At 72.5% G+C, this 15,792-nt stretch carries 16 protein-coding genes; 8 read left to right on the top strand and 8 right to left on the bottom strand.

Going from position 1 to position 15,792, the window contains the following annotated elements; all coding sequences use genetic code 11:
* Nucleotides 1–78 precede the first annotated feature (78 nt).
* From EV378_RS11995 to EV378_RS11975, 5 genes are all read right to left on the bottom strand, one after another.
* Nucleotides 79–639: a L,D-transpeptidase gene (locus EV378_RS11995; protein WP_132423998.1), complete on the bottom strand. Its 561-nt coding sequence runs from the start codon at nt 637–639 to the stop codon at nt 79–81.
* Between the two features lie 174 nt (nt 640–813).
* The gene (locus EV378_RS11990) at nt 814–1,854 is read right to left on the bottom strand and encodes a DUF6542 domain-containing protein (protein WP_132423995.1); all 1,041 of its coding nucleotides are present in this window, start codon (nt 1,852–1,854) and stop codon (nt 814–816) included.
* Entirely contained in the window at nt 1,851–3,476 is a 1,626-nt protein-coding gene (locus tag EV378_RS11985; protein WP_243653404.1) for a DNA recombination protein RmuC, read from the bottom strand. The genes EV378_RS11990 and EV378_RS11985 overlap by 4 nt, the downstream gene beginning before the upstream one ends.
* Before the next feature lie 57 nt (nt 3,477–3,533).
* Complete coding sequence (locus tag EV378_RS11980) at nt 3,534–4,070, bottom strand: methylated-DNA--[protein]-cysteine S-methyltransferase (protein ID WP_132423989.1); 537 nt, start codon at nt 4,068–4,070, stop codon at nt 3,534–3,536.
* Nucleotides 4,067–5,005 (bottom strand): DNA-3-methyladenine glycosylase family protein, encoded by a 939-nt coding sequence (locus tag EV378_RS11975; protein ID WP_207908641.1) that lies wholly within the window; start codon nt 5,003–5,005, stop codon nt 4,067–4,069. Before EV378_RS11975 ends, EV378_RS11980 begins: the two co-directional genes overlap by 4 nt.
* A 123-nt stretch (nt 5,006–5,128) precedes the next feature.
* Between EV378_RS11975 and EV378_RS11970 the strand changes: the two genes are divergently transcribed.
* Nucleotides 5,129–5,905, top strand: coding sequence for an enoyl-CoA hydratase/isomerase family protein (locus EV378_RS11970; protein ID WP_132423986.1), 777 nt, complete (start codon nt 5,129–5,131; stop codon nt 5,903–5,905).
* A 1-nt stretch (nt 5,906) separates the two neighbouring features.
* Here the strand turns inward: EV378_RS11970 and EV378_RS35310 are convergent, their stop codons facing one another.
* A complete protein-coding gene (locus EV378_RS35310) occupies nt 5,907–6,353 on the bottom strand; it encodes a hypothetical protein (protein WP_165922251.1) in 447 nt (148 codons plus the stop codon).
* Between the two features lie 554 nt (nt 6,354–6,907).
* On the opposite strand from EV378_RS35310, the gene EV378_RS11960 reads away from it, so the two are divergent.
* Genes EV378_RS11960 through ychF form a run of 3 tightly spaced genes read left to right on the top strand, consistent with a single transcriptional unit; the run spans nt 6,908 to nt 9,859 of the window.
* Nucleotides 6,908–8,101 carry a sensor histidine kinase gene (locus EV378_RS11960; RefSeq protein ID WP_243653403.1) on the top strand — a complete coding sequence of 398 codons (1,194 nt, stop codon included), beginning with the start codon at nt 6,908–6,910 and terminating at the stop codon, nt 8,099–8,101.
* Entirely contained in the window at nt 8,098–8,760 is a 663-nt protein-coding gene (locus tag EV378_RS11955; protein WP_132423977.1) for a response regulator transcription factor, read from the top strand. The genes EV378_RS11960 and EV378_RS11955 overlap by 4 nt, the downstream gene beginning before the upstream one ends.
* Before the next feature lie 25 nt (nt 8,761–8,785).
* A complete protein-coding gene (gene ychF / locus EV378_RS11950) occupies nt 8,786–9,859 on the top strand; it encodes a redox-regulated ATPase YchF (protein ID WP_132423974.1) in 1,074 nt (357 codons plus the stop codon).
* A 10-nt stretch (nt 9,860–9,869) separates the two neighbouring features.
* Here the strand turns inward: ychF and EV378_RS11945 are convergent, their stop codons facing one another.
* Nucleotides 9,870–11,606, bottom strand: coding sequence for an RNA-binding domain-containing protein (locus EV378_RS11945; RefSeq protein ID WP_132423971.1), 1,737 nt, complete (start codon nt 11,604–11,606; stop codon nt 9,870–9,872).
* A gap of 228 nt (nt 11,607–11,834) precedes the next feature.
* Here EV378_RS11945 and EV378_RS11940 point away from each other — a divergent pair, with 228 nt between their 5' ends.
* The 3 genes from EV378_RS11940 (at nt 11,835) to EV378_RS11930 (ending at nt 13,392) form a co-directional block, all read left to right on the top strand.
* Complete coding sequence (locus EV378_RS11940) at nt 11,835–12,065, top strand: hypothetical protein (RefSeq protein ID WP_132423968.1); 231 nt, start codon at nt 11,835–11,837, stop codon at nt 12,063–12,065.
* Nucleotides 12,062–12,487: a TA system VapC family ribonuclease toxin gene (locus EV378_RS11935; RefSeq protein ID WP_132423965.1), complete on the top strand. Its 426-nt coding sequence runs from the start codon at nt 12,062–12,064 to the stop codon at nt 12,485–12,487. Before EV378_RS11940 ends, EV378_RS11935 begins: the two co-directional genes overlap by 4 nt.
* Before the next feature lie 203 nt (nt 12,488–12,690).
* Nucleotides 12,691–13,392 carry a maleylpyruvate isomerase N-terminal domain-containing protein gene (locus EV378_RS11930; protein ID WP_165922250.1) on the top strand — a complete coding sequence of 234 codons (702 nt, stop codon included), beginning with the start codon at nt 12,691–12,693 and terminating at the stop codon, nt 13,390–13,392.
* Nucleotides 13,393–13,538: 146 nt separating this feature from the next.
* On the opposite strand, the gene EV378_RS11925 is transcribed toward EV378_RS11930, so the two are convergent.
* Nucleotides 13,539–15,113: a thiamine pyrophosphate-binding protein gene (locus tag EV378_RS11925; protein ID WP_132423959.1), complete on the bottom strand. Its 1,575-nt coding sequence runs from the start codon at nt 15,111–15,113 to the stop codon at nt 13,539–13,541.
* 156 nt (nt 15,114–15,269) lie between these two features.
* On the opposite strand from EV378_RS11925, the gene EV378_RS11920 reads away from it, so the two are divergent.
* Nucleotides 15,270–15,791 (top strand): pyridoxamine 5'-phosphate oxidase family protein, encoded by a 522-nt coding sequence (locus tag EV378_RS11920; RefSeq protein ID WP_132423956.1) that lies wholly within the window; start codon nt 15,270–15,272, stop codon nt 15,789–15,791.
* Nucleotide 15,792 lies beyond the last annotated feature (1 nt).

Genomic DNA, 15,792 nt, shown 5'->3' with positions numbered 1-15,792 from the left:
CCCCACCCACGAACGAGGGGCACCTTCGAGCAATCACATTGCTCGAAGGTGCCCCTCGTTCGGGTTCGTGCGGCTAGCTCACCACTGCTTCGGCGGGGGCGGCGGCGCGAGGCCGCGGTCCGCGTGGACCTGGGTGGCCCGGACGACCTGAACCTGGTCGCCGATCTGCAGGTGGTTGTACCAGGCGATCGCGTTGTCGCGGGACAGCCGCACGCAGCCGCCGGACGGGGTGTCGGTGCGGCCCTCGTGGAAGGCGATGCCGCCGTCCTCGAAGAACGTCGCCCACGGCATCGGGGCGCCCTCACCGTTCGTCAGGCGGTACTCGGAGCTGGTGTGCAGCTGCTCCTTGCGGTACACGCGCAGTGAGTGGCCGACCGGGGTCTCGTGTCCGGGGCCGCCGGTGGCGACCGGGACCGGACCACTGATGATCTTGCCGTCCTGCAGGAGCCAGGACTGCCGGGAGTCGAGGTCGACACAGGCCTTCGCGGTGACCGTGCACGGGGTGCCGTAGACCAGCGGCTGCTCCGCGAACTGCGCCGCCGCGGGCGAGTTCGCGAGCGCCGTTCCGGCGCCGATCAGACCGATGATCCCGACCAGCACGGCGACGATCACGCCGGGGCGTCGGCGGGCGGTGCGCATCAAGAGTTCTCCAGGGAGCGGAAGTTCGGGGAGCGGCGGGACGTCTCCGTCCCCACCCTGTATGACGCTCGGAGGCTCCCGAGGTTGCGGGTGGGGGCCAACTGATTCGGTGACTTCCCCCGTTCGGCCGTGCACGCTCCGTCACTCGGCCGCATGCATGAGCCTAATGGACGATCAGTCGGGGTCGGAGGGCCGGGTGCGCCGAGACCGTGCGGAGTCGCCCGACCGCCGTCCGGACCCCGATCCGGAGCCGCGGACCGGGCGGCCGGAGCTCGGCTTGCCCCGTCCCGCGGAGCCCCGCGCCGTGTTCCGCCCGGCGTCGCCCGCGCCGTCGGCACGGGGTGTGTCCCGTCCGTCGGTCCGCCCGCCACGTCCGCGGGCCGGACGTGCGGTGCCGCGGGCTTCGTCGCGTGCCCCGTCGCGGGCCGCGGACGACCGTCCGGTGCGGTCACCGTCCGCGCGGGTCCGGGGCGGCGCGCTCCGCTCCGCGTCCTTGTCGGTGCCGCCGCGGCCGGCCGCGCTCCCGGCGGTCCCGCCGTCGCGCCTGCCGGACCTGCCAACGCCCTGTCCGGCCCCGCCGGAGCGGCGCTTGGCCGGACGCTCCGCGTCATGGCCCCGGCCCCGGCCGCCCGCGGCGCCGTCGCCGTCCGGCGACGCGGACCGCCCGGACAGACGTGCCCGCAGGAGACCGACGGCGTCGTCCGGACCGGTGCGCTGGCGCAGCAGCCGGAACCCGGCGATCAGCAGCACGAGCACGGTGGTGACGGCCATCGCCGGGAACGCGTTGATCAGCGGTGCCCCGGCCAGCAGCAGATGCTCGGTGACGCCCGCGGTCGACGACGGCGCGCCGACCAGGCCGGCGAGCACCGGCACGACCACGGCCAGCAGCAGCGGCGGCTGGATCGCCGGCAGGAACAGGCTCCGGCGGCGCACCCAGGCGACAGCCACGACACAGCCGACGCCGTACGCGACCTCGAAGATCGTTCCGACGGTGCCGATCCGCAGCAGGTCGACGAACACGCCCAGTGCGGTGAGACCGACCGCCAGCGCGACCGCGACGAGCGGCGGGACGCCGAGGACCGGTCCGATCAGCGAGCGTTCGCGGACCGGCCATGAGCCCGCCCGGGCACGGTCGGGGCGCTCGCGGGTCGCCGACGCCCCGGGCTTCGACGACGCGGCGGACCGGCGGGCCGTCGCGGTGCGGGAATCCGTCACCTGTTCAGCCTAGCTTGGATCGGTCCCTCCTCTCCGGCACCGTCGTGCGGCGCGTCCGTCGCCCCGCTGCCTGGTCCGACGCAGCTGCCGACGCCGCCGGACCCGGCCCCGTTGCCGTGGGTGCTGTGGCCGCCCGAGCCGCCGCCGGCGCTGCCCGAGCCGCGGCCGAGGTCGTCGAACGACACGAGCGAGTCGGCCGCGGAGGCGACCAGCTCCGGCGCCGACACGGCCCGAGGGGTGCCGTCGACCGTCGAGAGCGGTTCCAGGTCGCCGTCGGCGACGTGCAGCTCGGTCAGCTTGCGCGCACTGACCAGCACCCGCGCCTCCAGCGAGGACACCGTGCGGTTGTAGCTGTCCACAGCGGACTCGAGGCTCTTGCCGAGCCGCGCGACGTGCGTGCCCATCGTGGCCAGCCGCCCGTGCAGCTCGCGGCCGAGGCGGTGCACCTGCGCTGCGTTGCGCGCCAGCACCTCCTGCTTCCAGCCGTAGGCCACCGTCCGCAGCAGCGCGATCAGCGTGGTCGGCGTGGCGAGCACGACGTTGCGGCCGAACGCGTACTCCAGCAGGCCCGCATCGGCCTGCAGCGCCGCCTCCAGGAACGGGTCACCCGGCACGAACAGCACGACGAACTCGGGGCTCGGCTCGAACGCCTCCCAGTAGGCCTTGCCGGCCAGCTGGTCGACGTGCGTGCGGAGCTGGCGGGCGTGCGCGGTGAGCCGGTCGGCCCGGGTGGCCTCGTCCCGGCTCTCGACGGCCTCCAGGTAGGCGGCGAACGGGACCTTCGCGTCCACCACGATCTGCTTGCCGCCGGCCAGCCGCACGACCATGTCCGGCCGGACGCCGCCGTCCTCGCCGGACGCGCTGACCTGGGTCGTGAAGTCGCAGTGCTCGACCATGCCGGCCATCTCCGCGACCCGCTCGAGCTGCATCTCGCCCCACCGGCCGCGGACCTGCGGTGCGCGCAGGGCGTTGACCAGCGACCGGGTCTCGGCACCGAGACGGTCCGAGCTGTCCGCCATCGCACGGACCTGTTCGCGCAGCCCGGCGTAGGCGGACTCCCGGTCCTTCTCCACCGACTTCAACTGGCCCTCGACCCGGCCGAGCGTCGCGGTCAGCGGGTCCAGCAACGCCTCGACCCGCTGCGCCCTGGCCTGCTCGTCACCCTCGGCGCGGGCCGCCAGCGACGCGGTCACCTCCTTGATCCGGCCTTCGGCGAGCGCGACGAACTGCTCGTTGTTGCGTGCCAGCGCCTCCTGGGACAGCGACGCGAACGCGTCCCGCAGCTCGGCCTCGCGACGGGACAGGGCCCTCTCCCGCTCCGCGCGGGCCTCCCGCTCGGCGTGCAGCGCGGCCCCGTTCGCCGCGGCCTCCGACTCGCCGCGCCGGGCCCGCTCGGTGGCCCGCTCGAGCTGCTCGTGCAGGTCCTCGATCCGCTCGAGCAGCCCGGTGCGCTCGGCCCGCAGGCCCGCCGCGTCGGCCCGCGTGGTGGCCGACGTGTTCGCCGCCGAGCGGGCCGCCTCGGCCAGCTCGGCCCGGTACCGGGCCGAGGCGACCAGCCAGGCCGCCCCGGCCCCGAGCACCACGCCGGTCAGCAGACCGAACAACACGCTTGTGAGTTCCACCCCGGCAGGGTGCACCCGGGCACCGACAGTTTCCGTCGGCGACCCGACCGTGGCGGGTCAGGAGCGCCCGGCGGACTCGTGCTCGAGCAATCGCCGCTTGACGTCCAGGCCCCAGCGGAACCCGCCGAGCGAGCCGTCGGTGCGCAGCACGCGGTGGCACGGTACGAACAGCGCCGCCGCGTTCCGGGCACAGGCCGAGGCGGCGCCCCGGACGGCCTTCGGGCGGCCCGCCTTCGCCGCGTACTCGGTATAGGTCACCGGGGCGCCCGCCGGCACGGTGCGGAGCACGTCCCAGGCATGGGTCAGGAACTCGCCGGAGACCTGGCGGACCCGCACGTCGTCGATCGCGTGCAGGTCACCGCGGTGGTACCGGTCGATCGCCTCGGCGACCGGGCCGATGTCCCCCTCGGCGAACGCGGCCGGCCGCAGCGAGGCGTGGATCAGGCCGGTCAGCTCGTCCGGGCCGTCGGTCCAGCCCGAGGCCAGTACCGCACCGTCGCCGTCGACGACGGCCGTGAACGGGCCGAACGGGGTGTCCCGGACCGCCCAGCGGCCGGTGGTGGTGTCGGTGATGTCAGTGGTTTCAATGGTCATGCCGTCCTCCGACGGGTGGGGGTGGGAGCGCTCGCGGCGGCTCTCCACAGGTGGGTGGCGGCGTACGACCGCCACGGCGCCCAGCGCGCGGCGCGGGCCTCGAGGCCCGCCGCGTCGCCGGGAAGTCCGAGTGCCTCCGCGCCCCGGCGCACGGCCAGGTCGGAGGCGAGGAGCTCGTCCGGGTCACCGAGCACGCGCATCGCGAGATAGCCGGCGCTCCACGGCCCGAGGCCGGGCAGCGCGGCCAGCTCCCCGCGCAGCTCGCAGGGGTCCCGTCCGGCGTCGAGCACGAGCTCGCCCGAGGCGAGCCGTTCGCACAGGCCGACGACAGTGGAGATCCGCCGCGCGGGCCCGGCGAGGACCTCGCGCCCGCGCGCGGCCACGGTGGCGGCGTCCGGGAACAACAGGTGCGGGTCACTCTCCGCGGGGCACAGCTCCGGTGGCATCCGCTCTCCGAGCACGGCCGTCATCCGGGCCGCCGCCGTGCGCGCGGCCGCGACCGAGACCTGCTGGCCGAGCACGGTCCGGACAGCCGTCTCCGCCGCGTCCACCGATCCGGCGACCCGCACACCGGGCGTCGCGGCCACGCACGGCGCCAGCGCCGGGTCCGCTCCGAGCACGGCGTCGACGGCCTCCGGGTCGGTGTCCAGGTCCAGGAGCCGCCGCAGAACGGCGACGGCCGGCTCGAGGTCTCGTGGGTCGGCCAGCCGCAGCGTCGCGTCGACGGCGCCGCCCGCGCTCCCGGCGCCCGTCAGTCCCAGGTGCACGGACGCGGGCCCGTGCGGCAGCCGCAACGTCCTGCGGTACCCGTCCGGGGCGATGCTCTCCACACCGTCGACCGCGCGGGCGGCGAAGAACTCCAGCAGCCCGTGCGGGTCGAAGGGGGACCGGTGGGCGAGCCGCAGGCTCACCGCTCCGGTGTCGTGGTCGGGCACGTGACGACTGTCCCACCGGCCACCGACATTCTTCCGTCCGCGCGCGTCCGGCGTCCCTGACGGCCGGTTTCCGTCGGTGGTCGGTGCGAGGATCCGCGTCGGATCCGATCCCAGGGAGCAACGATGCCGATCGACGTCGAACGCGACGGGCCCGTCGCCGTCATCACGATCAACCGCCCGGAGGCGCGCAACGCGCTGGACCCGGAGCACCAGGACGCGCTCGGTGCCGCGGTGGCGGAGTTCGAGGCCGACGGGGATCTGCGTGTCGCCGTGCTGACCGGGGCGGGGGACACCGTGTTCTCCGCGGGCGCCGACCTGAAGAAGCTGATCCCCGCGTTCCGTGACCGGGTGCGGGCGGGGGAGGAGCCGCCGTGGAACTTCGGCGGCTTCACCGCGACCGAGCGGGCCAAGCCGATGATCGGCGCGATCAACGGTCACGCACTGGCCGGCGGCTGCGAGATGGCGCTGGCCTGCGACATCCGGCTCGCGTCGCCGAACGCGACGATCGGGCTGGCCGAGACGAAGTGGGCGATCATCCCGGGCGCGGGCGGGACGGTCCGCCTGCCGCGCGCCGTGCCGCTGGGCCTCGCCATGGAGATGATCCTGTCCGGCGAGCCGATCGACGCCTCCGAGGCGCACCGGGTCGGGCTGGTCAACCGGGTGGTCCCGCTGGAGTCCCTGCGGGCCGAGGCCGTGCGGCTCGCGCAGGTGATCGCCGCGCGCGGGCCGCTCGCCGTCCGGGCCGCCCGTGCGTCCGTGCTGGCCGGGATCGGGACCGACGAGCGCACCGCGATGCGGACCGAGTTCGGTCACTTCATCGGCGTGATGCGGTCCGACGACGCGGTCGAGGGGGCGACCGCGTTCGCCGAGAAGCGCGACCCCGTCTACCGGGGCCGGTGAGTCAGGTGTAGCGCTTGCAGATGTCGCCGTGCAGGAAGCCCGCCTGGCAGGCGTAGGCGAGCTTCTGTTCGTCCGTGCCGTTCCGGTCCGGCTTGACCGTCGACTTGCCGGGTTTGTCGTCGCCCTTGTCCTTCGGCGGGTCCGGGCGGCGCTCGCGGGTCGGGCGGTCCCCGTCGTCGGAACGGTCGCGCTCCGGGGTCGCGTCCCGGGTCGGCTCCGGGGCAGAGGTCTCCTGCTCGACCACGGGAGCGGGCGACGCCGGAGCCGGCGGGGCGGGCGGCAGCGGTGCGGGCTCGAGCGGCGCGGCGACGGCGGGGGGCGGCGCGACCGCGGGCAGGCGCTGCTCCGCCTCGCTCGAGCCGGTCAGCGAGAACGCGGCCACGGTGCCGATCGAGGTCACCGCGACGACCCCGGCGGTCAGCAGGACGTGGATTCCCGGAACTCGCATGCTCCCCCTCGATCGCCCCCGGCACGTGCGCCCGGACGTGCTCGGCTCTCGTCCTGCCGGGTGACAGCGGCGTCGGGTCGTCGCTCACGATCCGTCACTCCGGCGAGTGGCAGCAGTATGCCCTAGGCCGGTCGGGCTAGTGACGGGTGGCCGTCCGAGGGACGTGATGTGGGCCGCTGCCTGGACCGGCCGAAGTACGCGATCATGAAGAAACGGCCGGACGGGCCGGAGCCCGGCGTCGAACGGAGTCCCGCATCACCACCGAGCACGCGGAACCGGCCACGGCCGTCGCCGCGACAGGGTCGGGTGACGGTCGGCAGGATCCGGTCCGGGCGCAGCGCCTCCTGCGCCGCACGACGGCCCGCACCCGGATCATCGGCTGGGTCCTGCTGCTCGTACTGGGGTCGCTCACCGTCGTCACGTTCCTGACCTGGGCGCTGCTGGTCGACGAGACGGACAAGCGGATCGACACCGCGCTCGCGTCCGAGATCGAGGAGTTCGCCAGGGTCACCGACACCGGGATCAACCCCACGACCGGCGACCCGTACCACTCGGTGGACGAGATCCTGCGCTCGGTGATCGCGGCCAACCCCGCCCGCCCGAACGAGACGTTCCTCGGCTACCTGGACGGGCGGTTCCGCTGGGAGTCGCGCCGGCAGTCGACGGTGCTGCCGCGCGAGGACGACCGGTTCACCGCACTCGTCGGGTCGCTGACGACGACGAGCCGGGGGAGCTACGAGACCGCGGCCGGCGAGATCCGCTGGGCCGCGCTGCCGGTGGACCTGGCCGGCGACCCGCGGCGGGGCGTGATCGTCGTGGGGTACTTCACCGAGCAGGAGCGCGCGTTCGCCAACGAGGCCGCCCGGCTGATGCTGCTGGTCGGCTTCGGTACGGCGTTGCTCGCCGCCGGTGCGGCGTATCTGGTGGCCGGCCGGATCCTGCGTCCGCTGGCCGACGTCGCGGCGACCGCCCGGACGATCACCGGCACCGACCTCTCCCGTCGCGTCCCGCAGCGCGACGGGCCGACGGACGAGATCGCCGCGCTCGCCGGGACGCTCAACGCGATGCTGGACCGGGTGCAGAGCGGGGCGCAGTCGCAACGCCGGTTCGTCGACGACGCCGGGCACGAGCTGCGCACCCCGATCACGATCGTGCGGGGGCACCTCGACGTCGTCGACCCGAACGATCCCGCCGACGTGCGCGAGACCGTCGAGCTCGTCGACGACGAGCTGGACCGGATGAACCGGCTGGTGTCCGACATGCTGTCGCTCACCAGGGCGGAGCAGCCGTCGTTGCTGCAGATCGAGACCGTCGACGCCGCGACGTTCACCCGCGACCTGTTCGGGAAGCTGACCCGCCTGGCCGAGCGGGACTGGCAGCTGGAGGCGGTCGCCGCGGTGCGCGTCCGGATGGACCGCCAGCGGATCACGCAGGCGGTCGTCGCGCTGGCGGACAACGCCACGCGCTACACCCGCACGGACGGCCGGATCGCGCTCGGCTCGGAGCTCGAGGACGGCCGTCTGCGGCTCTGGGTCGCCGACGACGGCCCCGGGGTCGATCCGGCCGAGCGGGCCAGGGTGTTCCGCCGGTTCGCCCGCGGCGAGTACGGGCCTCGCTCGGAGGGGGCGGGCCTTGGACTGTCCATCGTGGAGGCGATCGCCACATCGCACGGCGGCCGGGTGCTGCTGGAGAGCACGCCCGGCCACGGCGCGACGTTCACGCTCGAGCTCCCGGTGGAGGGTCCGTGAACCGGATCCTGGTCGCCGAGGACGAGCCGCGGATCGGGTCGTTCCTGAAGAAGGGACTGTCCGCCAACGGGTTCGACGTCACCGTCGTCGCGGACGGTCCCGCCGTGTACGACCACGCGGTCACCGGTGGGTTCGACCTGCTGGTACTCGACATCGGCCTGCCGGGTGAGGACGGCTTCGCGGTGCTCCGACGGCTGCGCGCGGCGGGCAGCACCCTTCCGGTGATCATCCTGACGGCGCGGGACAGCGTGCACGACACCGTCGCCGGCCTGGAGGGCGGCGCTGACGACTACATGGCCAAGCCGTTCGAGTTCGCCGAGCTGCTGGCCAGGGTCCGGCTGCGGCTGGAGCGGGCGCGTCCGGCGGCGGCCGACACGCTGTCGTTCCACGGCCTGGAGCTGGACCCGCGGACCCGGCACGTGACGGTGCACGGGGACACCGTCGAGCTGTCCGCGCGCGAGTTCGCGCTCGCCGAGGTCCTGCTCCGGCATCCGGGCCAGGTGCTGTCCCGCGACCAGCTGCTGCGTCTGGCCTGGTCGGACGCGGGGGCGTCGTCGAACGTCGTCGACGTCTACGTCCGCTACCTGCGTCGCAAGCTCGGCGCGGGCCGGATCGCGACGGTCCGCGGCACCGGCTACCGCCTGGAACCGGGACGGTGAGCGCGAGCGACTACCCTGGACGCCCGTGTCCCTCACCCTCGGCATTGTCGGGCTGCCCAACGTCGGCAAGTCGACCCTGTTCAACGCGCTGACCCGCAACGACGTGCTCGCCGCGAACTACCCGTTCGCGACGATCGAGCCGAACGTCGGTGTCGTGCCACTGCCGGACCCGCGCCTGGAGAAGCTGGCCGAGATGTTCTCCTCGGCCAAGATCATCCCGGCCACCGTGTCGTTCGTCGACATCGCCGGCATCGTCAAGGGCGCGTCCGAGGGTGCGGGCCTGGGCAACAAGTTCCTGGCGAACATCCGCGAGTCGGACGCGATCTGCCAGGTCGTGCGCGTGTTCACCGACGACGACGTGGTGCACGTCGACGGCCGCATCGACGCCGCGTCGGACATCGAGACGATCGCCACCGAGCTGGTGCTGGCCGACCTGCAGACGCTCGAGCGCGCGCTCCCACGGCTGGAGAAGGAGGCCCGCACGCACAAGGACAAGCGTCCGGTGCTGGAGGCCGCGCAGGAGGCGCAGAAGATCCTCGACAAGGGCGCAACGCTGTTCTCGGCGGGCACCGACACGACGTTGATCCGCGAGCTCACGCTGCTCACGACGAAGCCGTTCCTCTACGTCTTCAACGCCGACGAGGCGATCCTGTCCGACGATGCGAAGCGCAGGGAGCTGACCGAGCTGGTCGCGCCCGCGCAGGCGGTGTTCCTGGACGCGAAGGTCGAGGCGGAGCTTCTGGAGCTCGACGACGAGTCCGCCCGCGAGCTGCTGGAGTCGATCGGCCAGGACGAGCCGGGCCTGGCCGCACTGGCCCGCGCCGGTTTCACGACGCTCGGTCTGCAGACCTACCTCACCGCGGGACCCAAGGAGTCCCGCGCGTGGACGATCCCGCGGGGCGCCACCGCACCGCAGGCCGCCGGCGTGATCCACACCGACTTCGAGCGGGGCTTCATCAAGGCCGAGATCGTCTCCTACGACGACCTCATGACGGCCGGATCGATGAACGCCGCCAAGGCCGCTGGCAAGGTGCGGATGGAGGGCAAGGACTACGTCATGCACGACGGCGACGTGGTCGAGTTCCGCTTCAACGTATAGATCGACGGTCTCACCGTCGTCGTGGCCGGCGAGCGGGGAACTGAGAGCCGGGTCCGTACTTGACCTTCGGGCCCCTGGTCTGTGTGGATATACGGACCAGGATTTCCCGGCCCACAAAGTCCTTGAGGATGTCTCGCGCCCGATAGACGTCAACGTCGAAGACCCGCTGGATGGTCGCGCTGTTGATGGTGTCGTATTCGCGGACGTGATCCACCACCTTCCGGTCGATCTCGCTGTTCGACTGTCGGTGGTAGGCGACTGCCGGTCCGAGTGCGACGAGCGAGGCACTCCTCAGTCGATAGTTCGGATGCCGGCGCGTTATCGTTCCTGCCGTCGGCTCGATGAGTTGAGCCTCGCCGGATGCCAGGCGGCGGAGTACGGCCTCGGTTGCGGGAACATCCCGCTGCACCACGTGTGAGACCTCCCGTGCCGTCACACTTCGTTTTTGGCAGAGAAGTAGGACGACGAGAAGAGTGTCGGTGTCGTTGCGCTCGCCTTCCGGGAGTTCGGCGACGAACCGTGCGATCCTGATGTTCGGAGGCCCGCCTTTCAGGGTGACCACCGTCGCGGGGTCGATACTCTCGTGTTCGACGCTCACGGTCGGCGTCGCACGACCGGACCGGACCATCTCCCGGAACATGCGATCGACGCCCTGACTCAATTCCTCGGCGAGTCCCACTGTCCGGGCAGCCCCGGTCAACAGCGGGAATCGCGCACGCGAGCCCGCCGTGAGGATGTTGTCCGGCGTAATGCCGGCGACGAGAGGGCCCGGAGATCGAATAATCAGGGACTCCGGAGAGTGCTCGACCTGAACCGGTCTTCTCTCCCGATAGTCACCGTGGAGCAGTGCGTTCCCCAGTGCCTCGCGGATGGCGGCCAGTGGGTAGTCCTCGATCTGCAATTGCTGGCCACCGGTGGTGTTGACCGGCGTTGTTCCGATTCTGGCTGAGAAGACCTCGATGGCTTCGGCGTACGCGCTGATCATTGGTGTACCCCAGCGTCGGGCGACGGTGGCCTCGGCTCCGGGGGTCGGGCGGTACTGGTAGACGAGCACGTCTTCCGCGACTCCACCGGCGTTCCTGCACAGGAGAATTTCGCCCGCCCGTGTCAGGCTCCCGTCGGTGTGGACGACCCTCAGGCCGGCGAGCACGTCCGGCTCGGCGGCGAGTCCGAGTGACCGTCGGGACTCGTCCGGGGTACTCCGCAACAACGACCGGACGCGCAGCATCGCGTCCGGGTCGACGTCGACGATCGAGCGTCCGCTCGACTGCGAGGTCCAGTCCGCCCCTCGTCGCTCGTCGTCCAGGCGACTGATGTCGATCGGCCTCATGGGGAGGCACTCGTCGTTCCACCGCCTCGTCACCAGTCCCTTGCGTGTGGCGTGCACGTCGATGCCTTCAGGGACCGTAAGGACGAGCAGGCGGGCGCCGGTGTGTTCGATCTCGTTGACCGATACGACGATCGACGGCTCGGTCAGGGCGTGGATGCGCGCCCGTAGACGGTCGATCTTGAGCTGGCTGCCCATGAATGCCTCGGCGCCGACCAGCGAGTCGGCCACACCGACGACGATCGTTCCACCTGAGGCGTTGGCGAAGCACACGGCTGCCTCGGCGAGGTCCTGGTAGCTCTCCTTCTCGCTCGGCTTGTCGGTCTTGAAGTCGAGCTGCTGGTTCTCCAGGCTGGCTGCGGAGCGTGTGCGCTTCGCGATCGCGGCCAAGGCGGCGGCCACTGCTTCCGGGTCCGGCATTGGCACTCCTTTGGCGTCCTCGACGATGCGTCACAGTCACCAAAGCTTACCCAAACCCGCTCCACCGCGTCGCATCCGGTCATCCGGGCGACGAGTTCTGCCGGTGCTCGGCCGCATGCGTCGGAACTTCCCGCAATGGATGTTGTTCGGCAGTGGCACCCGGTCGAGTTCCGGTTCAACGTGTAGGCGGACGCTCTGCATCAAGGTTGATGCAGCTACGATGTAGACATGCGTACGACCGTCGACCTGCCGCCATCGGTGCACCGACGGGCGAAGGAGATCGCGGAGCGCCGCGGTCTGTCGCTCTCGGCGGTCGTCGCGGAGCTGGCGGCGCGCGGGCTGATCCAGCTCGGTGAGCCGGCGACGATCGGTGTCGACGAGCGATCGGGATTCCCGGTGGTCAGCGTCGGGCGCCGGGTCTCCTCGGAGGATGTCGCGACGGCGCTGGACGAGGAGTGACGACCTACCTCCTCGACGCGAACGTGCTGATCGCGCTCACCGTCGCTGAACACGAGCACCACGATCGCGCCTCGTCGTGGGCGGCGGGAGTCGAGCGCTTCGCCGTGTGCCCGGTGGTGGAGGGTGCGCTGGTCCGGTTCCTGGTCCGCACCGGCGAGACGCCGTCGGTGGCGATGTCCGTGCTCCAGGCGATCCACGCCCTTCCGGGGTGCGAGTTCTGGCCCGACTCGTTGTCCTACGCCGACGCCGGACTCGGCCATGTGCGCGGGCATCGGCAGGTGACCGACGCCTATCTGGCGAGCCTGGCGGCGAACAGTCCCGGTTCGTTGCTGGCCACGTTCGACGAAGGACTGGCGCGAGAGGTACCCGAGTCGACCGCGCTGGTGCCACCCTCCGGGCCCGTGCCCCCGCAGCGTCGCTGACGTCGTTCTGTGCCGGAGCCCGGTCGAGTTCCGGTTCAACGTCTGATTCGGGTTCCGCTCGGTCAGCCTGCGGTGATCGACGTCGACGAGAGGTCCGGCTTCCCGGTCGGCGCGTCACGTCCGAGGACGTCGCCGCCGCGCGCCGGTGAGTCAGTATGACACCTGGATTGTCATTCTCGCGTCGATCTGGCAACTTGAGTGTCATGTCGACGGGGATCGAGCCGCTGACGGCCGAGCGCTACGTGCAGAGCGTCGCCGCCGACGTCGTCGTCATCGGGCGGGCGTGTCGGGAGTACCCGGACCGCGCGGTCCCGACGTGTCCGGAGTGGACCGGAGCGGATCTGCTGGCCCACCTGGCGGCGTTCACCGCGTGGTTGACCGCGGTGTTCGACGGGTCGGCCGGGGTCGCGTCCGTGCTGCCCGTCGTCGATCCGGCCGCCGCGCTGCGGGACTGGGACGCGACGGGGGACGACCTCGCCGGCCTGCTGCGCGGCGTCGATCCGCATCGGGCGGTCCCGAACTGGTCGACCGGTGAGCAGACGGCCGCGTTCTGGCTGCGTCGCACCGCGCAGGACGTCGCGATCCACCGCGTCGACGCGGCCGGGCTCGTCACGGACGCCCCGGAGCCGGTGCCGGCCGACATCGCGCACGACGGTGTCGGCGAGTACCTGGACGTGTTCGTCACGGCCGGGCTCGCCGCCGGCGCACCGGCCACGAAGGTCACGCTGGAGCTGGAGATGACCGACGCCGGCACCGTCCGGAGGGACCTGCCGGACCCGGGTCCGGTGACGACGCTGCGCGGGACCGCGTCGGACCTGCTGCTCGGGCTGTGGCACCGCCGCGACCCGCTCGGGCTCGTTGTCGCGGGCGATCCCGCCCCGATCGAGAAGTGGCCGCACATCTGAGGACCCGCGGGAAGGCCCGGCCGGCTGCGGGGGGATGCGTCGGCCGGGCCGCACGCCTGCCGGTACCGGGGGGAGGCCGGCGGGCGCACCGCGCAACCATACAGACAGCGACGGCGTTGTCCATCCAGCGTCACCGCTGCTCGGATCTACCCTCGAATGACGCGGATGATCCGGGCGTACTCCGACGGGTCGATGCGGGCGTCCACGAGGCGGGGGCCGGACGAGGTGTCGGAGAGCGCCTTCCGCAGCTGCGTCGCGTCCTCGACGCGCTCGGCCGGCACGCCGAGCCCCCGCGCGACCGTCGCGAAGTCGACGGCGCCGTAGTCGACCGCTCCCGCACCGCCCTGGCCGGAGCCCTGCTTGACGGCGATCAGGGAGAGCGCGGCGTCGTCGAACACGACGACCGTGACGTCGAGCCGCAGCCGGGCCAGCGTCTCCAGCTCGGCGAGCGCCATGCCCAGCCCTCCGTCACCGACCAGGCAGGCGACGCGGCGTCCGGGTCGCGACAGCGCCGCCCCGATCGCCGCCGGCAGAGCGTGGCCCATCGTCGCCAGACCGTTCGAGATGAGCACCGGGTCCGGACCATCGGTCGCCCACAGCGGCATCGTGACCAGCATGTGTGCCCCGGCGTCGACGGTGAGCGGGCCGCCGCCGAGCGCGTGGTGGGCCTCGTCGACGACGTCCTGGGGTGCGAGCGTCGTCCGGCCGGCCGGTGGCTCCAGACCGGCACGGGCGTCGGTCCACGTCCGGGCCGCCTCGCCGCCCGGCCACCGCGGGTCGGCCGTCGCGAGCGCGGCCGGGAGGATCCGGTCGTACGGACCGGTCACGACGAGCGCGTCGCCGAAGTACGCGGGGTCGACCGGGTGCGAGTGCAGCAGCACCACCGGAGGCAGGTAGGGCCACGGGCCCGGCATCGGCTCGACCGGGTCGAGCCCGATCCCGACGACGACGTCGGCCCGCTCGAGCAGCGGCCGTTCCAGGACGGCTCCGGTGAACATGCCGGCGAAGCACGGCCACGACTCCGGTACGACGCCCTTCGCCTGGTAGGTGACCAGCACCGGACAGCCGAGGTCGCGCAGCACCGCGCGGACGGCCGCGGTGTCGACGGCCGCATCGGTGCCGACGACCACGACCGGTCGGGCCGCCGCGCCGACGACCTCGCGCGCGCGGGCGAGGTCGCGACCGGACGGCTCCGGCGGCGCGGGGACGACGGGAGGTGGGTCGCCGTGGACGGTCGGGTCGACGTCGAGATGGACGGCACCGCGCGGCCCGGCCAGTGCCAGCGTCGCGGCCGCGGCGGCGACGGCACGCGGGTCGAGGGAGCCGAGCGTGCCGCTCCACTTCGTCAGTGGGCGGGTTGCCGCGGTCTGGTCGAGGCGCTGGTGCCCGGTCCGGTGGCGTGTCGCCGAGCCGACGGTGTCACTGACCAGCAGGACCGGTGCGCGGTCCAGCGTGGCCTGGGCCATCCCGTTGGCCGCGCTGGTCAGACCGGGACCCCGGGTGACCACGGCCACGCCCGGCGTGTCGGTGAGCCGGCCGAAGGCCCCCGCCGCGATGCACGCCGGGGTCTCGCCGTGGGTCAGGACGAACTCGATGCCCAGCTCCGCCGCGGCGCCGATCATGTCCAGGTTCGCGCCGCCGCCGGGCACGCCGAACAGGCGCGTGACGCCGGCGTCCGCCAGGCCCGTCGCCAGCGCCGTGGCAGTCTCCCGTCCGGTCATCCCGCCTCCGCCGTCTGAGAACACCCGGGCCGCCAGGTGTCGACACTTGTTCGATTCATCGGACCATCGTCGTGGACCGATGGCAGTAGAGGTGACTACAGTCACAGTGAACTGTCAGCACCGTAGCTGACGGACCGATCCCGCGGGAGCAGCAGCATGGCGATCACGGTCACGAAGTTCCGCGACGTCGCGGACGGGCTCCAGGAAGGTCAGTTCCAGATCGGGGACCGCGCCGCCGTCGCGAGCCTCACCGACCTCGACCCGGTCTACCGGCAACTCCTCGACGAGCCGATCACGGCGATCGTGTCGGTCACGGGGAAGACCGGGCTGTCCAACCTCACCCCGGTGTGGTTCGACTACGAGGGCGACACGGTCCTGCTCAACCTCGCCACCCACCGCAAGAAGTCCGAGTGGTTGCGCCTCAACCCGCACGCCACGTTCTGCCTGATGAACCCGGCGAACGCCTACCACTGGCTGTCGATCAAGACGACGGTCACGCGTGAGGTCTCCGAGGACGACCCGCAGGAGGGGCAGCGGGTCACCGCGCAGCTCGACAAGATCTGGACGAAGTACACCGGGCAGCCGGGTCCGTACCAGCTGCGGGACCCCGGCCGCGACGAGCGGCGCGTGCTGTTCGAGCTCGGGGTGGACACGATCGCCACGTTCGGCCGACCCTGAG

The organism is Pseudonocardia endophytica, assembly GCF_004339565.1.
In the GTDB taxonomy this organism is placed as follows: Bacteria; Actinomycetota; Actinomycetes; order Mycobacteriales; family Pseudonocardiaceae; genus Pseudonocardia; species Pseudonocardia endophytica.
This window is presented reverse-complemented; position numbering and strand designations above follow the sequence as displayed.

Excerpts from the sequence above, each read along its gene's own strand:
- EV378_RS11995 (WP_132423998.1), bottom strand. The coding sequence starts at position 639 with ATGCGCACCGCCCGCCGACGCCCCGGCGTGATCGTCGCCGTGCTGGTC.
- EV378_RS11980 (WP_132423989.1), bottom strand. The coding sequence starts at position 4,070 with ATGACCATTGAAACCACTGACATCACCGACACCACCACCGGCCGCTGG.
- EV378_RS11970 (WP_132423986.1), top strand. The coding sequence starts at position 5,129 with ATGCCGATCGACGTCGAACGCGACGGGCCCGTCGCCGTCATCACGATC.
- EV378_RS35310 (WP_165922251.1), bottom strand. The coding sequence starts at position 6,353 with ATGCGAGTTCCGGGAATCCACGTCCTGCTGACCGCCGGGGTCGTCGCG.
- EV378_RS11945 (WP_132423971.1), bottom strand. The coding sequence starts at position 11,606 with ATGCCGGACCCGGAAGCAGTGGCCGCCGCCTTGGCCGCGATCGCGAAG.
- EV378_RS11940 (WP_132423968.1), top strand. The coding sequence starts at position 11,835 with ATGCGTACGACCGTCGACCTGCCGCCATCGGTGCACCGACGGGCGAAG.
- EV378_RS11930 (WP_165922250.1), top strand. The coding sequence starts at position 12,691 with ATGTCGACGGGGATCGAGCCGCTGACGGCCGAGCGCTACGTGCAGAGC.
- EV378_RS11925 (WP_132423959.1), bottom strand. The coding sequence starts at position 15,113 with ATGACCGGACGGGAGACTGCCACGGCGCTGGCGACGGGCCTGGCGGAC.
- EV378_RS11920 (WP_132423956.1), top strand. The coding sequence starts at position 15,270 with ATGGCGATCACGGTCACGAAGTTCCGCGACGTCGCGGACGGGCTCCAG.